Source organism: Saccharothrix australiensis (genome assembly GCF_003634935.1).
Taxonomy (GTDB): Bacteria; Actinomycetota; Actinomycetes; order Mycobacteriales; family Pseudonocardiaceae; genus Actinosynnema; species Actinosynnema australiense.
Genome location: NZ_RBXO01000001.1, coordinates 1,524,933 through 1,544,067, shown reverse-complemented (window position 1 = coordinate 1,544,067; position 19,135 = coordinate 1,524,933). Strand labels below are relative to the sequence as shown.

Genomic DNA, 19,135 nt, shown 5'->3' with positions numbered 1-19,135 from the left:
CGCCTGACCCGGCGCGCACCGCACCGCGTGGCCCGGCTCCACGGACCCGGTCCGACCACACCCGCTCGTGGCCGGCCACGCGGCACCGCGTCCTGCCCACCCGACCCCGCTCGCGCGGCGTCCGGCCGCGCCGCGGCCTCCGGCACGGTGATCCGGGTCGCGGCGCGCCCGGCCCGCGCGGCGGGGTCAGTGGTCCCGCTCGACGCCGGGGGTCTCCGCGAGCTGCCGCCGGACGCGCTCGACGTCATCGTCCCGCCCCTGCTCCCGGTACAGCTCCAGCGCTTCCCGCCAGACCTCGCGCGCCTGCTCGTGCTGTCCGAGCGCGGTGTGCGGGTGGCCGAGGCGGTCGAGGGTGTTGGCGACGTTGTAGGTGTGGCCGAGGACCCGGCGCAGGGCGAGGGCCTCGCGGTAGTGCCGGACGGCCTCCTCGTGGCGGCCGGTGCGGTGGTCGAGGAAGCCGAGGCTGTCCAGCGTGTTCGCCTCGCCGTCGGCGTTGGCGTGCCGGCGGTGCAGCGCGAGGGCGGCCCGGCAGTGCTCGCGGGCCGCGTCGTGGTCGTCCAGGCGCGCGGCGAACCAGCCCACGAGGTTGAGCGCGTCGGCCTCGCGCACCGGGCTGTCGAGGGCCCGGTAGAGGTCGAGGCACCGCCTGCTGTGGTCGAGGGCCGTGCGGTCGTCGCCCCGGCGTCCCCACGACGCCGCGAGGGCCTGGTGCGTGAGCGCCCGCTGGTGGGCGTCGTGGTGGTGCTCGGCGAGCGCGAGGGCCCGGTGCAGGTGGTCGATGGCCTCCTCGTGCGCGCCCAGCCGGGAGTGGGCGCTGCCCAGCCGCCGGTGGGAGTGGATGCGGGCGGCCGGGTCGCCCAGGTGCTCGGCGGAGTCGAGCGCGACCTGCCACACGGCCAGCTCGTCGCGGGCGTGCCCCCGCCACTGGTGGAAGGTGGTGAGGTTCCAGGCCAGGTGCCACGCCGTGCGGTGGCGGCCGTGCGCGGCGGCGGTGTGCTGGGCCGCGAGCAGGTGGGGGTGCTCGGCGGTCAGCCAGGCCAGCGCCGCCCGCTGGTCCGGCAGCGGGTGCGGGCGCACGCCGGGCGCGGGCGGGTCCGGCCGCATCACCGGCGCGTGGGGGTTCACGAGGTGGTGCGCGGTGTGTGCGGTGTGCAGGTAGAAGTCGACCACCCGGTCCAGCGCCGGCTGCCGGACGGGTTCGGGCAGGTACCGCGCCTGGTCGGCGGCGAAGGCGCGGACCAGGTCGTGCATGGCGTACCGGTTGCCCGCGGTGTGGTCGAGCAGGGAGGCGTCGACCAGGGCGTGCAGCACGGCACGCGCCTCGCGTTCCGGCAGGCCGGCGAGGTTCGCGGCGGCGGGCAGGCCGATGTCGGGTCCGGGCGCGGTGCCCAGCAGCGCGAGCGCGGTGCGCTGCCGCTCGGTGAGCCGGCGCAGTGACCAGGACAGCACCGCGGGCAGGCTCGCCGCCGGGTCGGTGTCGTCCAGCGCCGCCAGGCCGAACTCGCGCAGCTCGGCGAGGATGCCGCCGAGCGGCAGCCGGGGGCGGGTGCGGGCGCGGGCCGCGATCAGGCCCAGCGCCAGCGGGAACCCGCCGCACAGCGCGACCAGCTCCGCCACCGACCGCTCCTCCTCCGCCACGCGCGCCGCGCCCAGGGACGCCACCAGCAGGGCGCGGGCCTCGGCGTCGGCGAGCACGTCGAGGTGCAGCGGGCGGGCGCCGTGGCGGACCACCAGCCCCGCCAGCCGGTTGCGGCTGGTGACCAGCACGGTGCACGAGGCGCTGCCGGGCAGCAGCGGCACCACCTGCTCGACGGTGGCGGCGTTGTCCAGCACGATCAGCATCCGCCGGTCGGCGACCAGGCTGCGGTACCGCGCGGCCCGCGCGTCCGGGTCGGCGGGCAGGCGACCCGGCTCCACGCCGAGCGCGTCGAGGAAGCCGCGCACCGCCTCGTCCGGCGTCACCGGCCGCCCGGTCGGGCTGAAGCCGCGCAGGTCGACGAACAGCTGGCCGTCCGGGAACCGGTCGAGCCTGCGGTTGGCCCAGGCGAGCGCGAGCCAGGTCTTGCCGAGGCCGCCCGCGCCGCCGATCGCCGAGATCACCACCGTCGCCTCGGCCCCCGTCGCCGGGTCGGCGTCGGCCAGGGCCTGGTCGAGCGCGTCCAGCTCGGTGGCGCGACCGGTGAACAGCCCCGGCGCGGCGGGTAGCCGGCGTGGCGTCGCGGCCGACCGGCGCGCACCGGGCGCGGGGTCTGCCAGGGCGGGGTGAGCGGACAGCATCCGCTGGTGGAGCTGCCGCAGGGGCGGGCCGGGGTCCGCGCCCAGGTCGTCGGCCAGCCGGTCGCGCAGCCGCCGGTAGTGGGCCAGGGCGTCGGCCTGGCGGCCACTGCGGTACAGCGCGAGCATGAGCTGCCCGGCGACGCGCTCGTCCAACGGGTGCTCGGCGGCCCTGGTGGTCAGCTCGGCCAGCACCTCGGTGTGCCTGCCGGTGCGCAGCAGCAGGTCGGTGTAGTCCAGCTCGGCGGCCCTCCGCTGTCGGACCAGGTCCTCGCGGACGGCGTCGAGCCACGGCGTGGCCAGGCCCGCGCACGGCTCGCCCCGCCACAGGTCCAGCGCCTCGCGGAACAGCGCCGCCGCACGCGGGTCGGCGGCGTCCCGCGCGGCGGCGACCAGCCGGTGGAACCGGTGCAGGTCCACGGCGTCCTCGTCGACGGCCAGCCGCCAACCTCCGGGTCCCCGCAGGATCCCGCCGCCGCCGACCTCGCGCAGGACCCGCCGCAGGCGCGACAGGTAGGTGTAGAGCGGGTTCCGGCCGCGCGGCACGTGCTCGCCCCAGACGCGGTCGAGGAGCCGGTCGGCGGGCACCCACCGGTTCGCCTCGACCAGCAGCACCGCCAGCACGCACCGCTGCTTGGCGGGGCCCAGGTCGACCGGGCGGCCGTCGACGCCGGCCTCCACCGCGCCCAGCACCCGGAACTCCACCGCCATCGCGGACACCTCCTCGCCCCGTCGGCGCGGGCACGCGCGGGACCCGCGGGCGGGTTCACCCGCGGGTCCTCCCCGACCGGGCCGGCGGGACCGGCCGTCAGCCCAGGTCCGTGCCCAGCGCCTGCCAGTCGAGCACCGGGGCCGCCAGGTCGCGGATCGCGGCCAGCAGCCCCAGCCGGGCCCGCCGCACCGCCGGGTCCTCGGCCATCACCAGGACCTCGTCGAAGAACGTGTTCACCGGCCCGGTCAGCCCACCGGCCGCCGCCACGAACGCCGCCGGCCCGGACGTGTCGCGCGGCACGGCGGCGAACGCCTCGTGCAGGGCCACCTCCGCCGGCTCGGTCAGCGCCGCGGGGTCGTACCCGCCCTCGACGTCGGCCGGGACGATGCGCCGCACCCGCTGCAACGCCGCCACGAGCCCGGCGAACCCCTCGCGGCCCACGAGCCCGGTCAGCTCGGCCAGCGCCCCGTCCGCCACGGCGGGCGCGTCGGCCAGCGGCAGGACGGCGTTGACGAACCGGTGGTCGTGACCGGCGTCCAGCAGCTGCTGCTCGTACCGCCGCACGGCGAACTCGCGGGCGGTCTCCAGCGCACCGGCGTCCACGACGACCGCGCCGCCACCGGCGCCGCCGTCCGCCAGCACCTCGGCGGCCAGGGCGAGCCCGCGCCCGAGCGTGATGCCACACAGCTCCGGGAACGCCCGCAGCACGCTCACCACGCCCAGCGCGGCCCGCCGCAGCCCGAACGGGTCCGAGCTGCCCGTCGGGTTCGCGCCGATCCCGAACAGGCCCGCCAGCAGGTCGAACCGGTCCGCCAGCGACAGCAGCGCGCCCGCGCGGGACGCGGGCAGCGCGTCACCGGCGGAGCGGGGCAGCTCCATCTCGGCCAGCGCGCGCGCCACCTCGGGCGACTCGCCCGCGCGCTCGGCGTACTCCCGCGCCATCACGCCGGCCAGCGACGACAGCTCGATCACCATCTGCGACCCGAGGTCGAACTTGGCCAGCTCGCCCGCCCTCGCCAGGGTCGCGTCACCGCCGCCGACCACGTCGGCCAGCCGGCCCGCCAGGGCCGCGATCCGGCCGGCCCGGTCCGCCATCGAGCCGAGCTTGTCGGCGAAGGTCAGCTTCTCCAGCCCGGCCTTCATCCGCTCCAGCGGCGTGCGCAGGTCGGCCCGCCAGAAGAACGCCGCGTCCTCGTACCGGGCGCGCAGCACCGCCTCGTTGCCCGCCCGCACGACGTCCTCGTCCACCTCGCCGTTCGCGACGGCCACGAAGTGCGGCAGCAGCGCGCCGTCCGCCGTCCGCACCGGCAGGTACCGCTGGTGCTTGCGCATCACCGTGGTGAGGATCTGGGCGGGCAGCTCCAGGTACTCCGGGTCGAACGAGCCCAGGATCGGCGTCGGCCGCTCGACCAGGTTCGTCACCTCGTCCAGCACGCCGGCGAAGTCCACGACCCCGCCGACGGAGGCCGCCAGCTCCTCCGCCCGCGCCACGATCGCCGCGCGGCGCGCCTCGGCGGACACGACGATGCCGTGGCCGGCGAGGAAGTCCGCGTAGCCGTCCGCGGCGGGCACCTCCACGACGGGCTCCTCCGCCGTGCGGTGCACGCGGGTCGTGGTGCCGGACGCGAGGGCCGACACCGCGAACGGCACCGGCGCGTCGCCCAGGCGGGCCAGCAGCCACCGCACCGGCCGGGTGAACGACAGCTTCGGGTCGTTCCACTTCATGTTCTTCTCGGCGCGCAGCTCGGCCACGACGGACGCGAGCAGCGGCCCGAGCACCTCGACCGCGCCGCCGCCGACCGCGGTGCGCACCACGGCGACGTGCTCGACGCCGTTCTCGACCACCCGCCCGAGCTCCGACACGTCGACGCCCTGGCCGCGCGCGAACCCGAGCGCGGCCTTGGTCGGCTCGCCGGCGGCGTCGAACGCCGCCGACACCCGCGGTCCGCGCACGGTCCGCTCGGCGTCCGGCTCGCGGGGCGCGACCTCCGGCACGACGACCACGATCCGGCGCGGCGTGCCGTGCGCCTCGACCGCGCCGTGGGCGAGGCGCGTGGCGGCGAGCTTGTCCGCCACCGCCGTCCGCACCGCGTCGACCGCGCGGGTGACCTCGGCCGGGGGAAGCTCCTCGGTCCCGATCTCGAACAGCAGCGTCGCCGGGCGGTCGACCGCCACCGCCACCGCCGGCGCTTCGGCCGCAGGCAACGGCTCCACCAGCCCCAACGGGTGGCCCAGCTCCTCGCGCCGCGCCGCCCACAGCTGCGCCACCTCGCGCGCCAGGCCGCGCATCCGGGCGAACGCCCGTGCCCGCTCGGTCGTGCTGATCGCGCCGCGCGCGTCGAGCACGTTGAACGCGTGCGAGCACTTCAGCACGTAGTTGTGCGCGGGCACCGGCAGGCGGGCGTCGAGCATCCGCCGCGCCTCGGCCGCGTACTCCTCGAACAGCCGCTTGGTGGCGTCGACGTCGGCGTCGTCGAGGTAGTAGCGCGACATCTCGTACTCGGCCTGGCCGAACGCCTCGCCGTAGGAGATGCCGGGCGCGTAGGCGATGTCCTTGAAGTGGTCGACGCCCTGCAACGCCATCATGATGCGCTCGATGCCGTAGGTGATCTCCACCGACACCGGGTCCAGCGACATGCCGCCCGCCTGCTGGAAGTAGGTGAACTGGGTGATCTCCAGCCCGTCCAGCCACACCTCCCAGCCCAGGCCCCACGCGCCGAGCGCGGGCGAGGCCCAGTTGTCCTCGACGAACCGCACGTCGTGCGCGCGCACGTCGATGCCCAGCGCCTCCAGGCTGCCCAGGTACAGCTCCTGCGGGTCGCCCGGATCCGGCTTGAGGATCACCTGGAACTGGGTGTGCGTCTGGAGCCGGTTGGGGTTCTCGCCGTACCGCGAGTCGTCGGGGCGCACGCTGGGCTCGACGTAGGCGACCCGCCACGGCTCGGGCCCCAGCACCCGCAGCACGGTGGCCGGGTTCAGCGTGCCTGCGCCGACCTCGGAGTTGTACGGCTGGACGACGAGGCAGCCCCGTTCCGTCCAGTACCTGGTCAACGCGAGCAGCGCGTCCTGCATCGTGAGCACGGGTGGAGTCTACGAACGCGCCACCGGTCGCCTCACCATCGGGCTACTTCGCCGGTCGCGATTCGTCAAGACCCGGTATCACCTCGTCTGGATGTGGGGCTGTGCCACGCTGTGGGCAACCCTAGAGGCCACCGGGACGTCCGACAGGGCACATCCGGATCGCAGGAGGGAGCGCGAGTGGACGACCGGCCGCCGAGGCCGGGCGAACCCGACGGGTTCCGCCGGCGACCAGTGCCCCCTCGGACTCCTTCCGCAGGTCAGCCCCCTCGTGGCGGGACACCGCCGACCCGCGGGCCCTCCGCCGACCGGGCCGGGTCGCCGCCGGAGCGCGGCCGTCCGCCCGCCGACCGCCGGGGCGGGCCGTCCGGTGACCCCCGGTCAGGCGAACGTTTCACTCGCACGGGTGAACGTGGCGCAGGGCACCGCGCCGACGCGCCGAACACCGCGGGCAGCTCCCCGAGCACACCGCCCCGCGCGCAGGGCGACGCCCGCGGCCCGAACCCGTCCCGCCGCTCCCCGCGCGACCCGGTCCGCTCCGCGCACGAGGGCGCACGCCCGCGCACACCCGCCGGCGCACCGCGCGCCGAGGGCCGCCGCGCGCCGGGCGAGCGCCCGGCGGAGGACCGCACCCGGCAGCCCCGGCGGATCGCGCCGACCGACCGGCGTCCCGGCGGCCCGCCCCGCGGGCGACCGGGTGCGGCCCGGCGGAACGGCTCCCCGGTCGGCCGCGCGGTGGCCGCGCTGTGCTCGGTCGCGGTCCTGCTGGGCACCGGCTACGCCTGGGTGAACTTCCAGTCGCTCAGCAGGAACCTCACCACCACCGACGTCATCGGCGCCGGCGGCGGCGAGCGGCCCGCCGACGGCTCGGTCGACATCCTCATGGTCGGCATGGACAGCCGCACCGACGCCAAGGGGAACCCGCTGCCCCGGCACGTCCTGGACGAACTCCAGGCGGGCGACGAGTCGGCGGGCGGCCTGAACACCGACACCCTGATCCTGCTGCACATCCCGAACGACACCGGCAAGGCGGTCGCCGTGTCGTTCCCCCGCGACGCCTACGTGAAGATCGCCGGCGGCCACGGGCGGCACAAGATCAACTCCGCCTACGGCTACGGCAAGAGCGGCGCCGTCGAGGACCTCCGGGAGAAGGGCGTCACCGACGCCGCGCAGGTCGAGCAGGAGTCCAGGAAGCAGGGCGCCCGGAGCCTCATCGGCACCGTCGAGGACCTGACCGGTGTCACCGTCGACCACTACGCGGAGATCAACCTCGTCGGCTTCTACGAGATCACCAAGGCCATCGGCGGCGTGGACGTGTGCCTCAACGCCGCCACGCGGGACGACTTCTCGGGCGCGGACTTCAAGGCGGGCCCGCAGTCCGTCCAGGGCCGCGACGCGCTCGCGTTCGTCCGGCAGCGGCACGGGCTGCCGCGCAACGACCTCGACCGCATCGTGCGCCAGCAGGTGTTCATGGCCGGCCTGGCGAAGAAGGTGCTGTCCGCGGGCACGCTGTCCGACCCCGGCAAGCTCGGCTCCCTGATCGACGCCCTGACCAAGGCCGTCGTGCTGGACAAGGACTGGGACGTCCTCCAGTTCGCCACCCGGATGAAGGACCTGTCCGGCGGCAACATCGCGTTCGAGACGATCCCGACCGGCAACCCCGCGCTGGAGACGCCCGAGGACGGCGTGGCCGTCGAGGTCAAGGAGGCCGAGGTCAAGCGGTTCTTCAAGAAGCTCGCCGGCGGACCGGACGCGACCGCCACCACGACGACGCCCGCCGTCGACCCGGCGACCGTCACCGTCGAGGTGCGCAACGCCTCCGGCGTGGGCGGGCTCGCGGCGCGGGTGCTCCAGTCGCTCGTGGCCAAGCGGTTCGTGGACGGCGGCGCGCAGAACGCCGACCGCAACCTGACCACCTCGGTGGTCCGCTACGGCGAGGGCGGCGAGGCGGGCGCGACGGCCGTCGCGGAGGCGCTGGGCGGCATCGGGACCGAGCAGGACGACGACGTGCCCGCCGGGCGGGCGCGGGTGTTCCTCGGCAGCGACTACGCCGGGCCGGGCACGCAGAACCTGGCGGGCGCGCCGCTGGTGGGCCTGGACGGGGCGCACCGGGCCCAGCCGACGACCACGACCGAGCAGGAGCCCATCACGGCGGACGGCGTGCGCTGCGTCAACTAGCCCACCGGCCGGGGGCCCGCCGACCCGCCACACCGAGTAGACCGCCGGGCCGACGCCCGTCACCCGGTCGCCGCGACCGGTCCCGCCACCCCGGCAACCGACCGCGCCGCCGGCGCGTCCTCGATCACGGACCGCCGGCCCGACCGCGGGCCGCGCCGACCGACCGGGGGTAGACCGTGCAGGAGTTCATCCGCCGCATCAGGTGGCGGCGCGTGCTGGTGGTGGCCGCGCTGCTCGGCGTCGTCGCCACCGCGCCCTGGGTCTGGGTGCGGGCGGCGAGCGCGCCGCACCGGTACGCCGCGGCGGACGTACCCGACGCGCCCGTGGCGCTCGTGCTCGGCGCGGGCCTGCGCGACGGGAAGCCGACGTCGTTCCTGGCCGGCCGGCTGGACGTCGCCGCCGACCTCTACCGCCGGGGCAAGGTGAAGGTCCTGCTGGTCAGCGGCGACAACAGCCGCCGGGAGTACGACGAGCCGACCGCGATGCGGACCTACCTGATCGACCGGGGCGTCCCCGAACGCGTGATCGTGGCCGACTACGCGGGCTTGGACACGTGGGACTCGTGCACGCGCGCCAAGCGCATCTTCGGCGTGTCGAAGGCCACGGTGGTCACCCAGGAGTTCCACCTGCCGCGCGCCGTGGCGCTGTGCCGGGAAGCCGGGCTGGAGGCGTTCGGCGTGGGGCACGACACGTGGGGGCGCTGGTCGACGACCACCGCCTATGGGCACTTCCGGGAGGTGGTCGCGAGCGGCAAGGCGCTGTGGGACGGGCTCGTCGCCAAGCCGGACCCGAGGTTCCTCGGCCCGCTCGAAACCGGCGTCAGCCGGGCGCTCGACTCGTGAACAACTACCGTGAGTGGTTCTCGGTTAACCCAATCGGGCGATATATCGAGCAAGTCGCGTAAGCGGGACGGCACGTCACGCTTTCCCTGTGCGTGGGGTCTGTCGGGGCCCCACCGGACATGGAGGACTTGACGGTGCAGATCGACACAGCGACGTACCAACGCGTGCTCGGTGATGAGCTCCGCAGCCTTCGCAAGCAGCGTGGATGGACCCGCAAGGAACTCAACCGCAGGCTGCAAAGCGAAATCTCGCTCCAGACCCTGGCCACCTACGAGCTGGGCACCCGCCAGTGCTCGGTGGTGCGGCTGGTCGAGATCTGCGCGGCGCTCGGCGTGCCCGCCCACCGGGTGCTGGCGCGGGTGCACGACCGCGTGTTCGGCGACGCGCCCGCCGGCCACCTGACGGTCGACCTCGCCGCGGTCGTCGCCGACGCCCGGCCGCAGCTGCTGCCGCTGCGCCGCTGGGCGCAGGGCAGGCTGCGCCAGCTCACCCCCGGCCAGCCGCCCGAGGTGCACCTGGACCTGCCCGCGCTGGAGTACATGGCGCAGTTGTGCCAGCTCAGCACCGTGGACCTGATCAGGACCCTGCGGGAACCGGGCGACCGGCCCCGGTAGCATCGGCGGCATCCCTTCTACCGACGCGGGAAGTCGCTTGCCGAACAGTCCTGGTGCAGACCCAGCCCGCCTGCCGCTGCGCACCGCGGCGGCCGTGCGACTGGGCAACATGAGTTCGAAGTTGTCGCAGAAGATGGGCCTGGGCGCGGGCGGCATGATCGGTGGCCGCGTGGCGCTCAAGCTCGACCCGCAGGCACTGGCGCACCTGACGTCCGGCCGGTCGGTCGCCCTGGTCACGGGCACGAACGGCAAGACCACGAGCACGATGATGCTCAGCCGCGCCGTGTCGTTCCTCGGCGAGGTCGCGACCAACCACGGCGGCGCGAACATGCCCGACGGGCACGTCACCGCGCTGTCCAAGCAGCCCGACGCGCCGCACGCGGTGCTGGAGGTCGACGAGGGGTACTTCCCCGAGGTCTGCCGCGCCTCCGCGCCCGCCGTGGCCGTGCTGCTGAACCTGTCGCGCGACCAGCTCGACCGGGTGGGCGAGGTGCGCACCATCGAGAAGTCGCTGCGCGCGGCCCTCGCGACGGTGCCCGGCGTGGTCGTGGCCAACTGCGACGACGTCATGGTGACGTCGGCGGCGCGCGACGCGGCCCGCGTCGTCTGGGTGGCGACCGGGACGGGCTGGCACAACGACGCGGCGTCCTGCCCGCGCTGCGGCGACCCGATCCGCTGGTCGGGCGAGCACTGGCAGTGCACGGGCTGCGACCTGGCCCGGCCGCGCCCCGACTGGGTGACCGGCGACGGCTTCCTGGTGACGCCGACCGGCGAGAAGGTCGAGCTGGCGCTGCGCCTGCCGGGCAAGTTCAACCAGGCCAACGCGGTGATGGCGACCGCGGCGGCGTTCGCGCTCGGCGTGCCGGTCGCGCAGGCCGTTGAGCGGCTGCGCGCGGTGTCCAACGTGGCCGGCCGGTACCGGACGATCCAGCGCAGCGGCCACCGCGCCCGCCTGCTGCTGTCGAAGAACCCGGCGGGCTGGAGCGAGACGCTGACCGTGGTCCGGGAGGCCGACCACCCGGCCGTGCTGGTGATCAACGCCCAGGAGGCCGACGGGCGCGACCTGTCGTGGCTGTGGGACGTGCCGTTCGAGCGGCTGCGCGGCCGGCAGGTCATCGCGTCCGGCGAGCGCGCGACGGACCTCGCGGTGCGCCTGACCTACGCCGAGGTCGAGCACACCATCGTGCCGGACCCGCTGAAGGCGATCGACGCCATGCCGCCCGGCGCGGTGGAGGTCATCGCCAACTACACCGCTTTCCGCGACCTGAACGCGAGGGCCGCCCAGTGAGCAGCAAGGTCTCCGTCGCCCTCGTCCTGCCCGACCTGCTGGGCACCTACGGCGACTTCGGCAACGCGGTCGTGCTGGAGAAGCGCATGACCTGGCGCGGCATCCCGGCCGAGGTCGTCACGGTCAACTTCGGCGAGCCGGTGCCCGACTCGTGCGACATCTACGTGGTCGGCGGCGGCGAGGACACCGCGCAGACGCTGGCCGTGCGGCACCTGCGCGAGCACCCCGGCATGCAGCGGGCGGCCGGGCGCGGCGCGGTGGTGCTGGGCGTGTGCGCGGGCATCCAGATCTTCGGCGAGTCGTTCACGCGCGCCGACCAGGTCACCCACCCCGGCCTGGGGCTCATCGACTCCACCTCGCACGCCGGCGGCAGCCGGGCCATCGGCGAGGTCGTCGCGACCCCGGCCGACGGCCTCTTCGAGGGCGTGCTGACCGGGTTCGAGAACCACCAGGGCCGCACCACCCTCGGCCCGGCCGCCCGGCCGCTGGCGCACGTCAAGGTCGGCACCGGCAACGACGGTTCGGTGGAGGGCGCGGTGCAGGGCCGCATCCTGTGCACCTACCTCCACGGCCCGGTGCTGCCCCGCAACCCGCAGCTTGCGGACCTGCTGATCTCGTGGGCGACGGGCGTCGAGCTGAAGCCCCTCGACCTGCCCGCGGTCACGCGGTTGCGCGCGGAGCGGGCCAAGGCAGCCGGCGTGTGACCACCGGGAGGGGCCCGTCGGGCCCCTCCCCCGCGCCGCACCGGGGTGTTCCTCCCCGTCGGGCCATCCCACCCGCGGGGCCGCCCTACGCGGGCACGCGTTCCCGCCGCGCGCGGGTCAGCGCGTAGTCCTCCGCCCGCACGGTCCGGGTGCGCATCCAGTAGCGCCAGGTGAACCCCGGCCACACGGTCCGGTTGACGCCCCGCGCGTCGAGGTACCAGCTCCGGCAGCCGCCCTCGGTCCACACGCCCCTGGACAGCTTGCGCTGCAACCGCCGGTTGAACCGCGCCTGCACCTCCGGCCGCACGTCCAGCTCGTCCGCGCCGTGCCGGTCGAGCAGGTCCAGGCACTGCCGCACGTACCGGATCTGCGACTCGATCATGAACACCACCGAGTTGTGCCCCAGCCCCGTGTTGGGGCCCAACAGGAAGAACAGGTTGGGGTACCCGGAGACCGTGATGCCGTAGTAGGTCTCGATGCCCTCTTCCCGCCACTGCGCGGCCAGGTCCCGGCCGCCCTTGCCGCGGATGTCGAGGTAGTCGAAGCTGTCGACCACGTGGAAGCCGGTGCCGTAGATGATCGCGTCGACCTCGTGCTCCACGCCCGCGCCGTCGACGACGCTGTGCGCCCGGACCTCCGCGATGCCGTCGACGTTGAGGTCCACGGTGGGCTTCATCAGCGTCGGGTAGTAGTCGTTGGAGATCAGGACCCGCTTGCAGCCCATCGTGTAGTCGGGCTGGAGCTTCGCCCGCAGCGCGGGGTCGGGCACCTGGGAGCGCAGGTGGCGCTTGGCGACGGTCTGCGCCACCTCCATGATCCTGGGGTCGACCGCGAACCCGAGCGCGGTCGACTCCCGCGTCCAGTACACGAAGTTCCGGTACAGCCGCTGCGTGAACGGGAACGCGCGGAACAGCCGCCGCTCCCAGCCGCTGATCGGCCGGTCCGCCTTGGGCATCACCCACGGCGGCGTGCGCTGGAACAGCGTCAGCCGCGCCACGTCGTCCGCGATGCGCGGCACGAACTGGATCGCCGACGCGCCGGTGCCCACCACGGCGACCTTCTTGCCCTTCAGGTCGTACGAGTGGTCCCACCGCGCGGAGTGGAACGCCTTGCCCCGGAACGCCCCGATGCCGGGCAGTTCCGGGACGTTCGGGATGTGCAGTGCGCCGACGCCGGCGACGACGGCCTTGGCCGTGTAGGTGTCGCCGTGCGCCGTCGAGACGTGCCAGACCTTGGCGTCCTCGTCCCACCGCGCGCCCGAGACCTCGGCGCCGAACCGGATGTGCTCGCGCAGCCGGTACTTGTCGGCGACCCGGTCCAGGTAGTCGCGGATCTCGGGCTGCCGGGCGAACACCCGCGACCACGAGGGGTTCAGCTCGAACGAGTACGAGTACATGTGCGACGGCACGTCGCAGGCGCAGCCGGGGTAGGAGTTGTCCCGCCAGGTGCCGCCGAGGTCGTCCGCCTTCTCCAGCACGACGAAGTCGCGCTCGCCGGTGCGCTTCAACTCGATCGCCATGCCCAGGCCGGCGAAACCCGTGCCGACGACCAGGACCTTGACCTCTCGGTGCATCCCCGACCTCCCAGTCCGCTACATACTCTCCAGTAGGTTACTTCAAGTAAGTTACTTGCGGTAGCCTGACTCGGTGACGACGACGGAGCCGCCGCGCCGGAAGCGGATGCCCAAGGCGCAGCGCAAGGCCCAGATGCTCGACGTCGCCGAGCGGGTGTTCGCCGAGCGGGGGTACCTGGCGGCGTCGATGGACGAGATCGCCGAGCGCGTGGGCGTGTCCAAGCCGATGCTCTACGAGTACTTCGGCTCCAAGGAGGGCCTGCTCATCGGCTGCATCCACCGCGCGCGGACCGAACTGCTCGACCGCACCCAGCGGGCCATCGCGGACGCGGACGGCCCGGAGGACGTCCTGCGCCGGGGGCTGCGGGCGTTCTTCGCGTTCATCGCCGCGCACCACCAGTCCTGGTCGCTGCTGCGCCAGGAGGCGGCCGTGACGGTGCCGTCCGCGGTGGAGGAGGTCGAGGGCATCCGGCGGCAGCAGACCGACCTGATCGCCGCCGTGATCGCCGGCCTCGACACCGACATCGGGCACGTCGAGGCCGAGGCGGTCGCGGAGATCGTCGTGGGCGCCACCGAACGCCTCGCGCTGTGGTGCGAGCGCCACCCCGAGGTCGGCCCGGAGCGCGCCACCGACTACGTCATGGACGTGGTGTGGCGCGGCGTGGCCACGCGCCTCACGGGCGGCGCGCTGCCCTGAGCGCGTGCGGTCCGGCACCGGGGAACCGCCTTCCCGGCCCGGTCCGGCGCGGCGCTCCGCCGGGAACCGCGGGTCAGACGCACGTCAGCCGCGGGCTGCCCCAGTCGGCGTGGTCGAAGTCGCTGCCGTCGCCCGCGTTCGACACCACGAGCCGCAGGACGTTCGCGCCGGACACCATCGCGGTCAGCGGCCTGCCTGGCGAGTCACCGGTCAGCCGTCCGCTGTCGGCGACCTTCCGCGCGTCCGCGAACACCTGGAACACCACGCTGCCGCGCGGGCCCACCTCGTCGTCCACGCCGACCGAGGCGGTCAGCCTGGTGCACCGCCCGCCGACGTGGTACTCGATGCCGGAGTTGGCGTGCGCGCCGAGACCGCGTGCGTGCACCACGCCCCCGATGGTCAGCGGTCCGCCGTCGCCACCGGGCAGCTCGCCGTTGGACCGGTCGACCTCCACCGGCCCGAACCCGTTGGTGATGCTCTGCGGGGTGAGCTTCGACAGGTCGTGCACGCCGGCGGCGGGCGGCTTGGCCACGCTGGTCCGCGTCACGCGGTAGAGCACCGTCCCGTGCCCGGGCACGGACGCGCTGATCCCGCCCGTCGTCGTCCGGGCCTCCTTGCTCCACAGGTCCGTCAGGCGGTAGGCGCCGGGGCCGAACCCGATCTCGGACAACGAGGTCTCCACCGTCGCCTCGTCCGCGTTCTTGTTGAACAGCGCCACGGCCTTGTCGCCGCCGGCGAGCGGTTTGACGATCACGTCCACGCCGTCCGCGGACCTGATCCGCCGTCCCTGCACGCCCAGCACGTCCTGGTCGACCGCGAGCACGTCCCGGTTGGTGAGGATCTCGAACGTGCCGGCGTCCGCCGCGCGCAGGTCCGTCCCGATCAGCAGCGGTGCGGCCATGATCGACCACAGGCTGAAGTGGCTGCGGTACTCGGTGGGCGTCATGCCGCCGTTGCCGACCTCCAGCATGTCCGGGTCGTTCCAGTTGCCCGGACTCGCGTACTGGTCCAGCAGGACGTTCTCCTCGTAGATCGCCACCGTGCGGTCCCACGTGTCGGTGATGTCACCGGTGGTGCGCCACAGGTGCCCGGTGTCGCTCGCCCACTCCCACGGCCGGTTGTGCCCCCACTCGCAGAGGGAGAACACGATCGGCCGCCCGGTGCGCCGCAACGCGTCCCGCATCGTCCGGTACCGCTGCCGCGCGTCGACGCCCTGGTTGTGGCAGTTGTCGTACTTGAGGTAGTCGACGCCCCACGAGGCGAACAGGTCGGCGTCCTGCTGCTCGTGCCCGAGCGCGCCGGGGAAGCCGCTGTCGCTGCACGTCCGGGTGCCCGCGCTGGTGTAGATGCCGAACTTCAGGCCCTTCGCGTGCACGTAGTCCGCGACCGCCTTGATGCCGCCGGGGAAGCGGGCCGGGTCCGGCCGCAGGTTGCCGTCCGGGCCGCGGGTGGGCAGCGCCCAGCAGTCGTCGACGTTCACGTACCGGTAGCCGGCGTCGCGCAGGCCCCTGGACACGAACAGGTCGGCGGTGGCCTTGACCATCTCCTCGGTGAAGCCAGGCCCGCATTGGGTGGCGTTCCAGTTGTTGAAGCCCAGCGGAGGGGTCGGCGCGAGCCCGTCGGGCAGGGCGTGGGCGGTCGGCGCGACGGGCGACCCGACCGGTGCGACGAGCGAGCCGGCCGCCGCGACCAGCGCCACCGCGGCGAGGCGCAACCTGCGCATGGTTTCTCCTCTCGTGGGCGGGGACCTGGTCCTGCCGCTGCGAGGAACCCGTCCGCCGGCCATGCGGTCACTCCGCGCGACACATCGGAGGTGACAGCGGGCGTGACGCCGATCCTGACACGCCGAACACCGACTCCGCGACTTGAACACCGCGAAGAAACACCTGTTCAGGGTTGCCCGCTCACTGGGCACAGGCCCAGCTCGGTGGCCCGTGTGCGTAGTGACGCACGGACAGCACATAACGAAACGTAGGAGGTCCACCGGGCTGTGCGCAAGAGCCGACGGGGGCGAAACCGCGTCGACGCCACTCATCACCTGTAAGGGGGAATGAGCACATGGTCGCGGCGGAATCCCGGTCAGATATGCGCAGGAGGTCCGAACCATGCCCACCATCCCCATCACCGCGAACTACCGCCGCCACGGCGACGACTGGGCGGTGACCGTGCGCACCGTCGACCGGTCGCTCGCCACGACCGCGCCGGGCCTGATCGCGGCCCGGCTCCAAGCCGACCAGCTCGTGGACGAGATCAGCGAGGGACACGCCGACCGGACGGTGGTGCACCTGCTGGACGGCGACGCGGTCGCGTTCTCGCGGATCTACCTGCGCACGCGGCACGGCCTCGCCGTGCCCGACACCCGGAAGGCCGAACCGAGCACCCCTCATGACCAGGCAATCGAGGTCTGAGAAGGCCCTCACCGGCCTAGGATGTCCGCCCATAGGCGAACGGGAGCGCAGACATGGCCACACCGGTGTACAGCGGGGCGGCACGATCCCCGCAACGAGGCAGACCCAGGGACGCGAGCCGCGACGACGCGCTGCGCCAAGCCGCGCTGGAGGTGATGGCCGAGGTCGGCTACCGCGCGTTGACGATGGACGCCGTCGCCGCGCGCGCCCGCGCCGGCAAGGCCACCATCTACCGGCGGTGGGAGTCCAAGCTCGACCTGGTGATCGACACGTGCGCGCACCTGGCGGCGGAGAACCTGGCCGAGCCGGACACCGGGTCGCTCGCGGGCGACCTGCGGGAGTTCCTCAGCTCGTTCGCGGCGTTCCTGTCCGGCCCGATCGGCAAGGCGGCGCAGGCGCTGGTCGGCGAGCTGCCGCACGAGCCGGAGCTGGCCTCGGCGTTCCGCGAGTCGTTCCTGATCGCCCAGCGCGACGTGCTGCGCCGCATCCTGGAGCGGGCCGACGAGCGGGGCGAACTGCGCGTGGACGCGCCGCGCGGCATGGCGGTCGAGCTGGCGGGCGCGGCCCTGATCTACCGGCTGATGCTCACCGGCGACCCGCTGGACCTGCCGTTCGTGGACCGCGTGGTGGAGCAGGTGCTACTGCCCCTCGTCGGCAAGGGGCAGTAGCGCACCTCTAACGGAACAGCTTGCGCAGCAAGGCGAACCCGACGAGCACGGCCACCGCGATCAGCGAGTACCGGATCTTGGGTTCGTCGAGCTTCGCGCGCACGCTGTCCTTGCCCGCCTCGACGAAGCGCTGGGGGTTGGCCCTCGTGCCCAGCTCGTCCAAGGTCGTGGCCAGCGCGTCGCGAGCCTGCTCGATCTCGCGCTGGATGGTGTCGGGGTCGCGAGCCACATCTCCTCCTAGCAGCGGTCTGCCGGTAACCGTAGTTGAGACGTGGGCGCGCCGTTGACCGGTCCCACCGGGAGCCGTTCCATGACACCGTTTCCGATCACGGGCACGGTGCGCCGTCCCTCGGTGCGGCCGCGCGGACAGGGCCGCTAGGCTGACGCCGCTCGGGGTCGTAGCCCAATTGGCAGAGGCACACGGTTTAGGTCCGTGCCAGTGAGAGTTCGAGTCTCTCCGGCCCCACCACCTGCGCGAACGGCGCTGCTCGTGAGCGCCGTGGGGCAAATATGGGGCAGCGGCTCCCGGACGAGGCACGGCCTTCCGGCCCTGCCCGGCGCAGTGCCGCGCGCACCTCACCCCAGGTAGCGCAGGACCTCCAGCATCGACTGCGGGTCGACCGACGCCGGGTCGGGTTCCTCGCAGTCGGCCAACGCCTTGGCGAGCACCTCCGGGTCGAGCCCGGTCCCGATGAGCACCAGTTGCGTGCCACCCGGTCCGTCGCCGCGCCGCACGCGTTCGAACCGCAGGAACGCCCCGACGGTGTGCAGGCTGAACCGCTGCCGGTGGCCGGGCACGTCGAAGTGGACGAAGCCCTTGATCCGGTACAGGCCGGGCGGTCGGTGGTCGAGGAAGGACATCAGGCGCGTCGGGTTCATCGCGCCGCCCGTGAACTCCACGCTGTCGTAGTGGACGTGCGCGTGCTCCGCCTCGTCCAGCAGGTCTTCCAGCGACAGCTGCCCGTACTCGGCGCGCGGCCGCGGGTCGAACAGCAGGGACGGGTCGATGCGGCCGTGCACCGCCGCCACCGCGGGCACGCCGGGCTTGAGCCGGTCGACCTCGGCCAGCGGCCCGGCGACGTCGGGCACCCGGTCGGCCTTGTTCAGCACCACCAGGTCCGCGACGCGCAGGTGCCGCGCCAGGTCGTCGGGGAACTCCGCCGCGTCGACCAGCAGCACCAGCCCCCCGTACGCGATGCGCGGGTTCGCGCTGCCCAGCACGAGCCGCGCCATCGCCTGCGGGTCCGCGAGACCGCTGGCCTCCACCACGATCACGTCCACCAGCCGGTCGAGCCTGCCCAGCAGCTCGTCCAGCCCGTCCACGTCCACCGCGCAGCACAGGCAGCCGTTGCTCAGCGACACGGCGGCGTCCACCTGCCCGGCCACGCTCATCGCGTCGATGCCGATCGCGCCGAAGTCGTTGACCACCACGCCGATCCGGGTGCCGCGCGCGGTGGCGAGCAGGTGGTTGAGCAGGGTGGTCTTGCCTGCGCCGAGGAAGCCCGCCACGACGATCACCGGTACCCGCTCCACCCGCCCGATCCTAGTCGGCGACCAAATCCAGGAAGAGGTCCATCGCGGCGGTGACGCCCCGCTCGTCGTCCGTGGCCACCAGGTCGAGCAGCAGGCCGCGGGCCACGGCCAGCGCGAGCCGCGCGCGGGTGCGGGCCTCCTCGGGCGGGCGGCCCCGCGCGCGCTCCAGCTCGGCGAGGGGTTCGACCCACGACTCGACGATCCCGTCGAGCAGCGCGGTGGTGCCCGGACGGCCCTGCGCGGCCTGCCCGTACAGCTCGAAGAACAGCCGCTCGTGCGCGCGCAGCGCCGGGTCGGTGAGGGCGCGCCAGAACGCCCGCCCCAGCTCGGCGTGGTCGAGGTCGCGCAGCGACGCCAGCAGCGCGCGCTGGTTGTCCTCCACCGCCCGCACGACGGCGACCAGCAGACCTTCCTTCGACCCGAAGTGGTAGATCAGCATCCGGTGGCTGGTGCCGATCTCCGCGGCGAGCCGGCGCAGGCTCAGCTCGCCGACCCCGGTCGCCGCCAGGTGCTCGACCACCGCCGCCAGCAACCTCGCCCGCGCCCCTTGTCCCGCCATGTACCGG

The 19,135-nt window shown here is 74.0% G+C and carries 15 protein-coding genes and 1 tRNA gene; 9 read left to right on the top strand and 7 right to left on the bottom strand.

Annotated features, from left to right (window positions below; genetic code table 11):
* Positions 1-186: 186 nt before the first annotated feature.
* On the bottom strand, positions 187-2,985 hold the full coding sequence (locus C8E97_RS07300; RefSeq protein WP_121010976.1) for an AfsR/SARP family transcriptional regulator: 2,799 nt from the start codon (positions 2,983-2,985) through the stop codon (positions 187-189).
* A 97-nt stretch (positions 2,986-3,082) separates the two neighbouring features.
* Positions 3,083-6,058 (bottom strand): glycine--tRNA ligase, encoded by a 2,976-nt coding sequence (locus tag C8E97_RS07295; protein WP_121010973.1) that lies wholly within the window; start codon positions 6,056-6,058, stop codon positions 3,083-3,085.
* 741 nt (positions 6,059-6,799) lie between these two features.
* Here C8E97_RS07295 and C8E97_RS07290 point away from each other — a divergent pair.
* The 5 genes from C8E97_RS07290 to C8E97_RS07270 all read left to right on the top strand — a co-directional run bounded on the left by C8E97_RS07290 (position 6,800) and on the right by C8E97_RS07270 (position 11,690).
* The gene (locus C8E97_RS07290) at positions 6,800-8,242 is read left to right on the top strand and encodes an LCP family protein (protein WP_211346932.1); all 1,443 of its coding nucleotides are present in this window, start codon (positions 6,800-6,802) and stop codon (positions 8,240-8,242) included.
* A 176-nt stretch (positions 8,243-8,418) separates the two neighbouring features.
* A complete protein-coding gene (locus C8E97_RS07285; protein WP_121002852.1) occupies positions 8,419-9,084 on the top strand; it encodes a SanA/YdcF family protein in 666 nt (221 codons plus the stop codon).
* A gap of 134 nt (positions 9,085-9,218) precedes the next feature.
* On the top strand, positions 9,219-9,698 hold the full coding sequence (locus C8E97_RS07280) for a helix-turn-helix domain-containing protein (RefSeq protein ID WP_121010967.1): 480 nt from the start codon (positions 9,219-9,221) through the stop codon (positions 9,696-9,698).
* A gap of 109 nt (positions 9,699-9,807) precedes the next feature.
* On the top strand, positions 9,808-10,986 hold the full coding sequence (locus C8E97_RS07275; RefSeq protein WP_246018721.1) for a Mur ligase family protein: 1,179 nt from the start codon (positions 9,808-9,810) through the stop codon (positions 10,984-10,986).
* Positions 10,983-11,690 (top strand): type 1 glutamine amidotransferase, encoded by a 708-nt coding sequence (locus tag C8E97_RS07270; RefSeq protein ID WP_121002848.1) that lies wholly within the window; start codon positions 10,983-10,985, stop codon positions 11,688-11,690. Before C8E97_RS07275 ends, C8E97_RS07270 begins: the two co-directional genes overlap by 4 nt.
* An 85-nt stretch (positions 11,691-11,775) precedes the next feature.
* Here the strand turns inward: C8E97_RS07270 and C8E97_RS07265 are convergent, their stop codons facing one another.
* Positions 11,776-13,263 (bottom strand): flavin-containing monooxygenase, encoded by a 1,488-nt coding sequence (locus C8E97_RS07265; protein ID WP_121002846.1) that lies wholly within the window; start codon positions 13,261-13,263, stop codon positions 11,776-11,778.
* Positions 13,264-13,369: 106 nt separating this feature from the next.
* On the opposite strand from C8E97_RS07265, the gene C8E97_RS07260 reads away from it, so the two are divergent.
* Positions 13,370-13,960: a TetR/AcrR family transcriptional regulator gene (locus tag C8E97_RS07260; protein ID WP_121002844.1), complete on the top strand. Its 591-nt coding sequence runs from the start codon at positions 13,370-13,372 to the stop codon at positions 13,958-13,960.
* A gap of 73 nt (positions 13,961-14,033) precedes the next feature.
* Here the strand turns inward: C8E97_RS07260 and C8E97_RS07255 are convergent, their stop codons facing one another.
* Entirely contained in the window at positions 14,034-15,683 is a 1,650-nt protein-coding gene (locus C8E97_RS07255) for an NPCBM/NEW2 domain-containing protein (protein ID WP_121002842.1), read from the bottom strand.
* Between the two features lie 382 nt (positions 15,684-16,065).
* Between C8E97_RS07255 and C8E97_RS07250 the strand changes: the two genes are divergently transcribed.
* Positions 16,066-16,368 (top strand): hypothetical protein, encoded by a 303-nt coding sequence (locus tag C8E97_RS07250; protein WP_121002840.1) that lies wholly within the window; start codon positions 16,066-16,068, stop codon positions 16,366-16,368.
* Between the two features lie 53 nt (positions 16,369-16,421).
* On the top strand, positions 16,422-17,036 hold the full coding sequence (locus C8E97_RS07245) for a TetR/AcrR family transcriptional regulator (RefSeq protein ID WP_121002838.1): 615 nt from the start codon (positions 16,422-16,424) through the stop codon (positions 17,034-17,036).
* 7 nt (positions 17,037-17,043) lie between these two features.
* Here C8E97_RS07245 and C8E97_RS07240 read toward each other — a convergent pair whose 3' ends face one another.
* The gene (locus C8E97_RS07240; RefSeq protein WP_121002835.1) at positions 17,044-17,265 is read right to left on the bottom strand and encodes a DUF3618 domain-containing protein; all 222 of its coding nucleotides are present in this window, start codon (positions 17,263-17,265) and stop codon (positions 17,044-17,046) included.
* Between the two features lie 163 nt (positions 17,266-17,428).
* Here C8E97_RS07240 and C8E97_RS07235 point away from each other — a divergent pair.
* A tRNA-Leu gene (locus tag C8E97_RS07235) sits at positions 17,429-17,505 on the top strand.
* Between the two features lie 107 nt (positions 17,506-17,612).
* On the opposite strand, the gene C8E97_RS07230 is transcribed toward C8E97_RS07235, so the two are convergent.
* Positions 17,613-18,569, bottom strand: coding sequence for a CobW family GTP-binding protein (locus C8E97_RS07230; RefSeq protein WP_121002833.1), 957 nt, complete (start codon positions 18,567-18,569; stop codon positions 17,613-17,615).
* Between the two features lie 10 nt (positions 18,570-18,579).
* Positions 18,580-19,128, bottom strand: coding sequence for a TetR/AcrR family transcriptional regulator (locus C8E97_RS07225; RefSeq protein WP_121002831.1), 549 nt, complete (start codon positions 19,126-19,128; stop codon positions 18,580-18,582).
* Between the last annotated feature and the right edge of the window lie 7 nt (positions 19,129-19,135).

What these genes read in the sequence shown, in the direction of transcription:
- C8E97_RS07300 (WP_121010976.1), bottom strand. Translation starts at nt 2,985, where the DNA reads ATGGCGGTGGAGTTCCGGGTGCTGGGCGCGGTGGAGGCCGGCGTCGAC.
- C8E97_RS07295 (WP_121010973.1), bottom strand. Translation starts at nt 6,058, where the DNA reads ATGCAGGACGCGCTGCTCGCGTTGACCAGGTACTGGACGGAACGGGGC.
- C8E97_RS07275 (WP_246018721.1), top strand. Translation starts at nt 9,808, where the DNA reads ATGAGTTCGAAGTTGTCGCAGAAGATGGGCCTGGGCGCGGGCGGCATG.
- C8E97_RS07265 (WP_121002846.1), bottom strand. Translation starts at nt 13,263, where the DNA reads ATGCACCGAGAGGTCAAGGTCCTGGTCGTCGGCACGGGTTTCGCCGGC.
- C8E97_RS07260 (WP_121002844.1), top strand. Translation starts at nt 13,370, where the DNA reads ATGCCCAAGGCGCAGCGCAAGGCCCAGATGCTCGACGTCGCCGAGCGG.
- C8E97_RS07255 (WP_121002842.1), bottom strand. Translation starts at nt 15,683, where the DNA reads ATGCGCAGGTTGCGCCTCGCCGCGGTGGCGCTGGTCGCGGCGGCCGGC.
- C8E97_RS07250 (WP_121002840.1), top strand. Translation starts at nt 16,066, where the DNA reads ATGCCCACCATCCCCATCACCGCGAACTACCGCCGCCACGGCGACGAC.
- C8E97_RS07245 (WP_121002838.1), top strand. Translation starts at nt 16,422, where the DNA reads ATGGCCACACCGGTGTACAGCGGGGCGGCACGATCCCCGCAACGAGGC.
- C8E97_RS07225 (WP_121002831.1), bottom strand. Translation starts at nt 19,128, where the DNA reads ATGGCGGGACAAGGGGCGCGGGCGAGGTTGCTGGCGGCGGTGGTCGAG.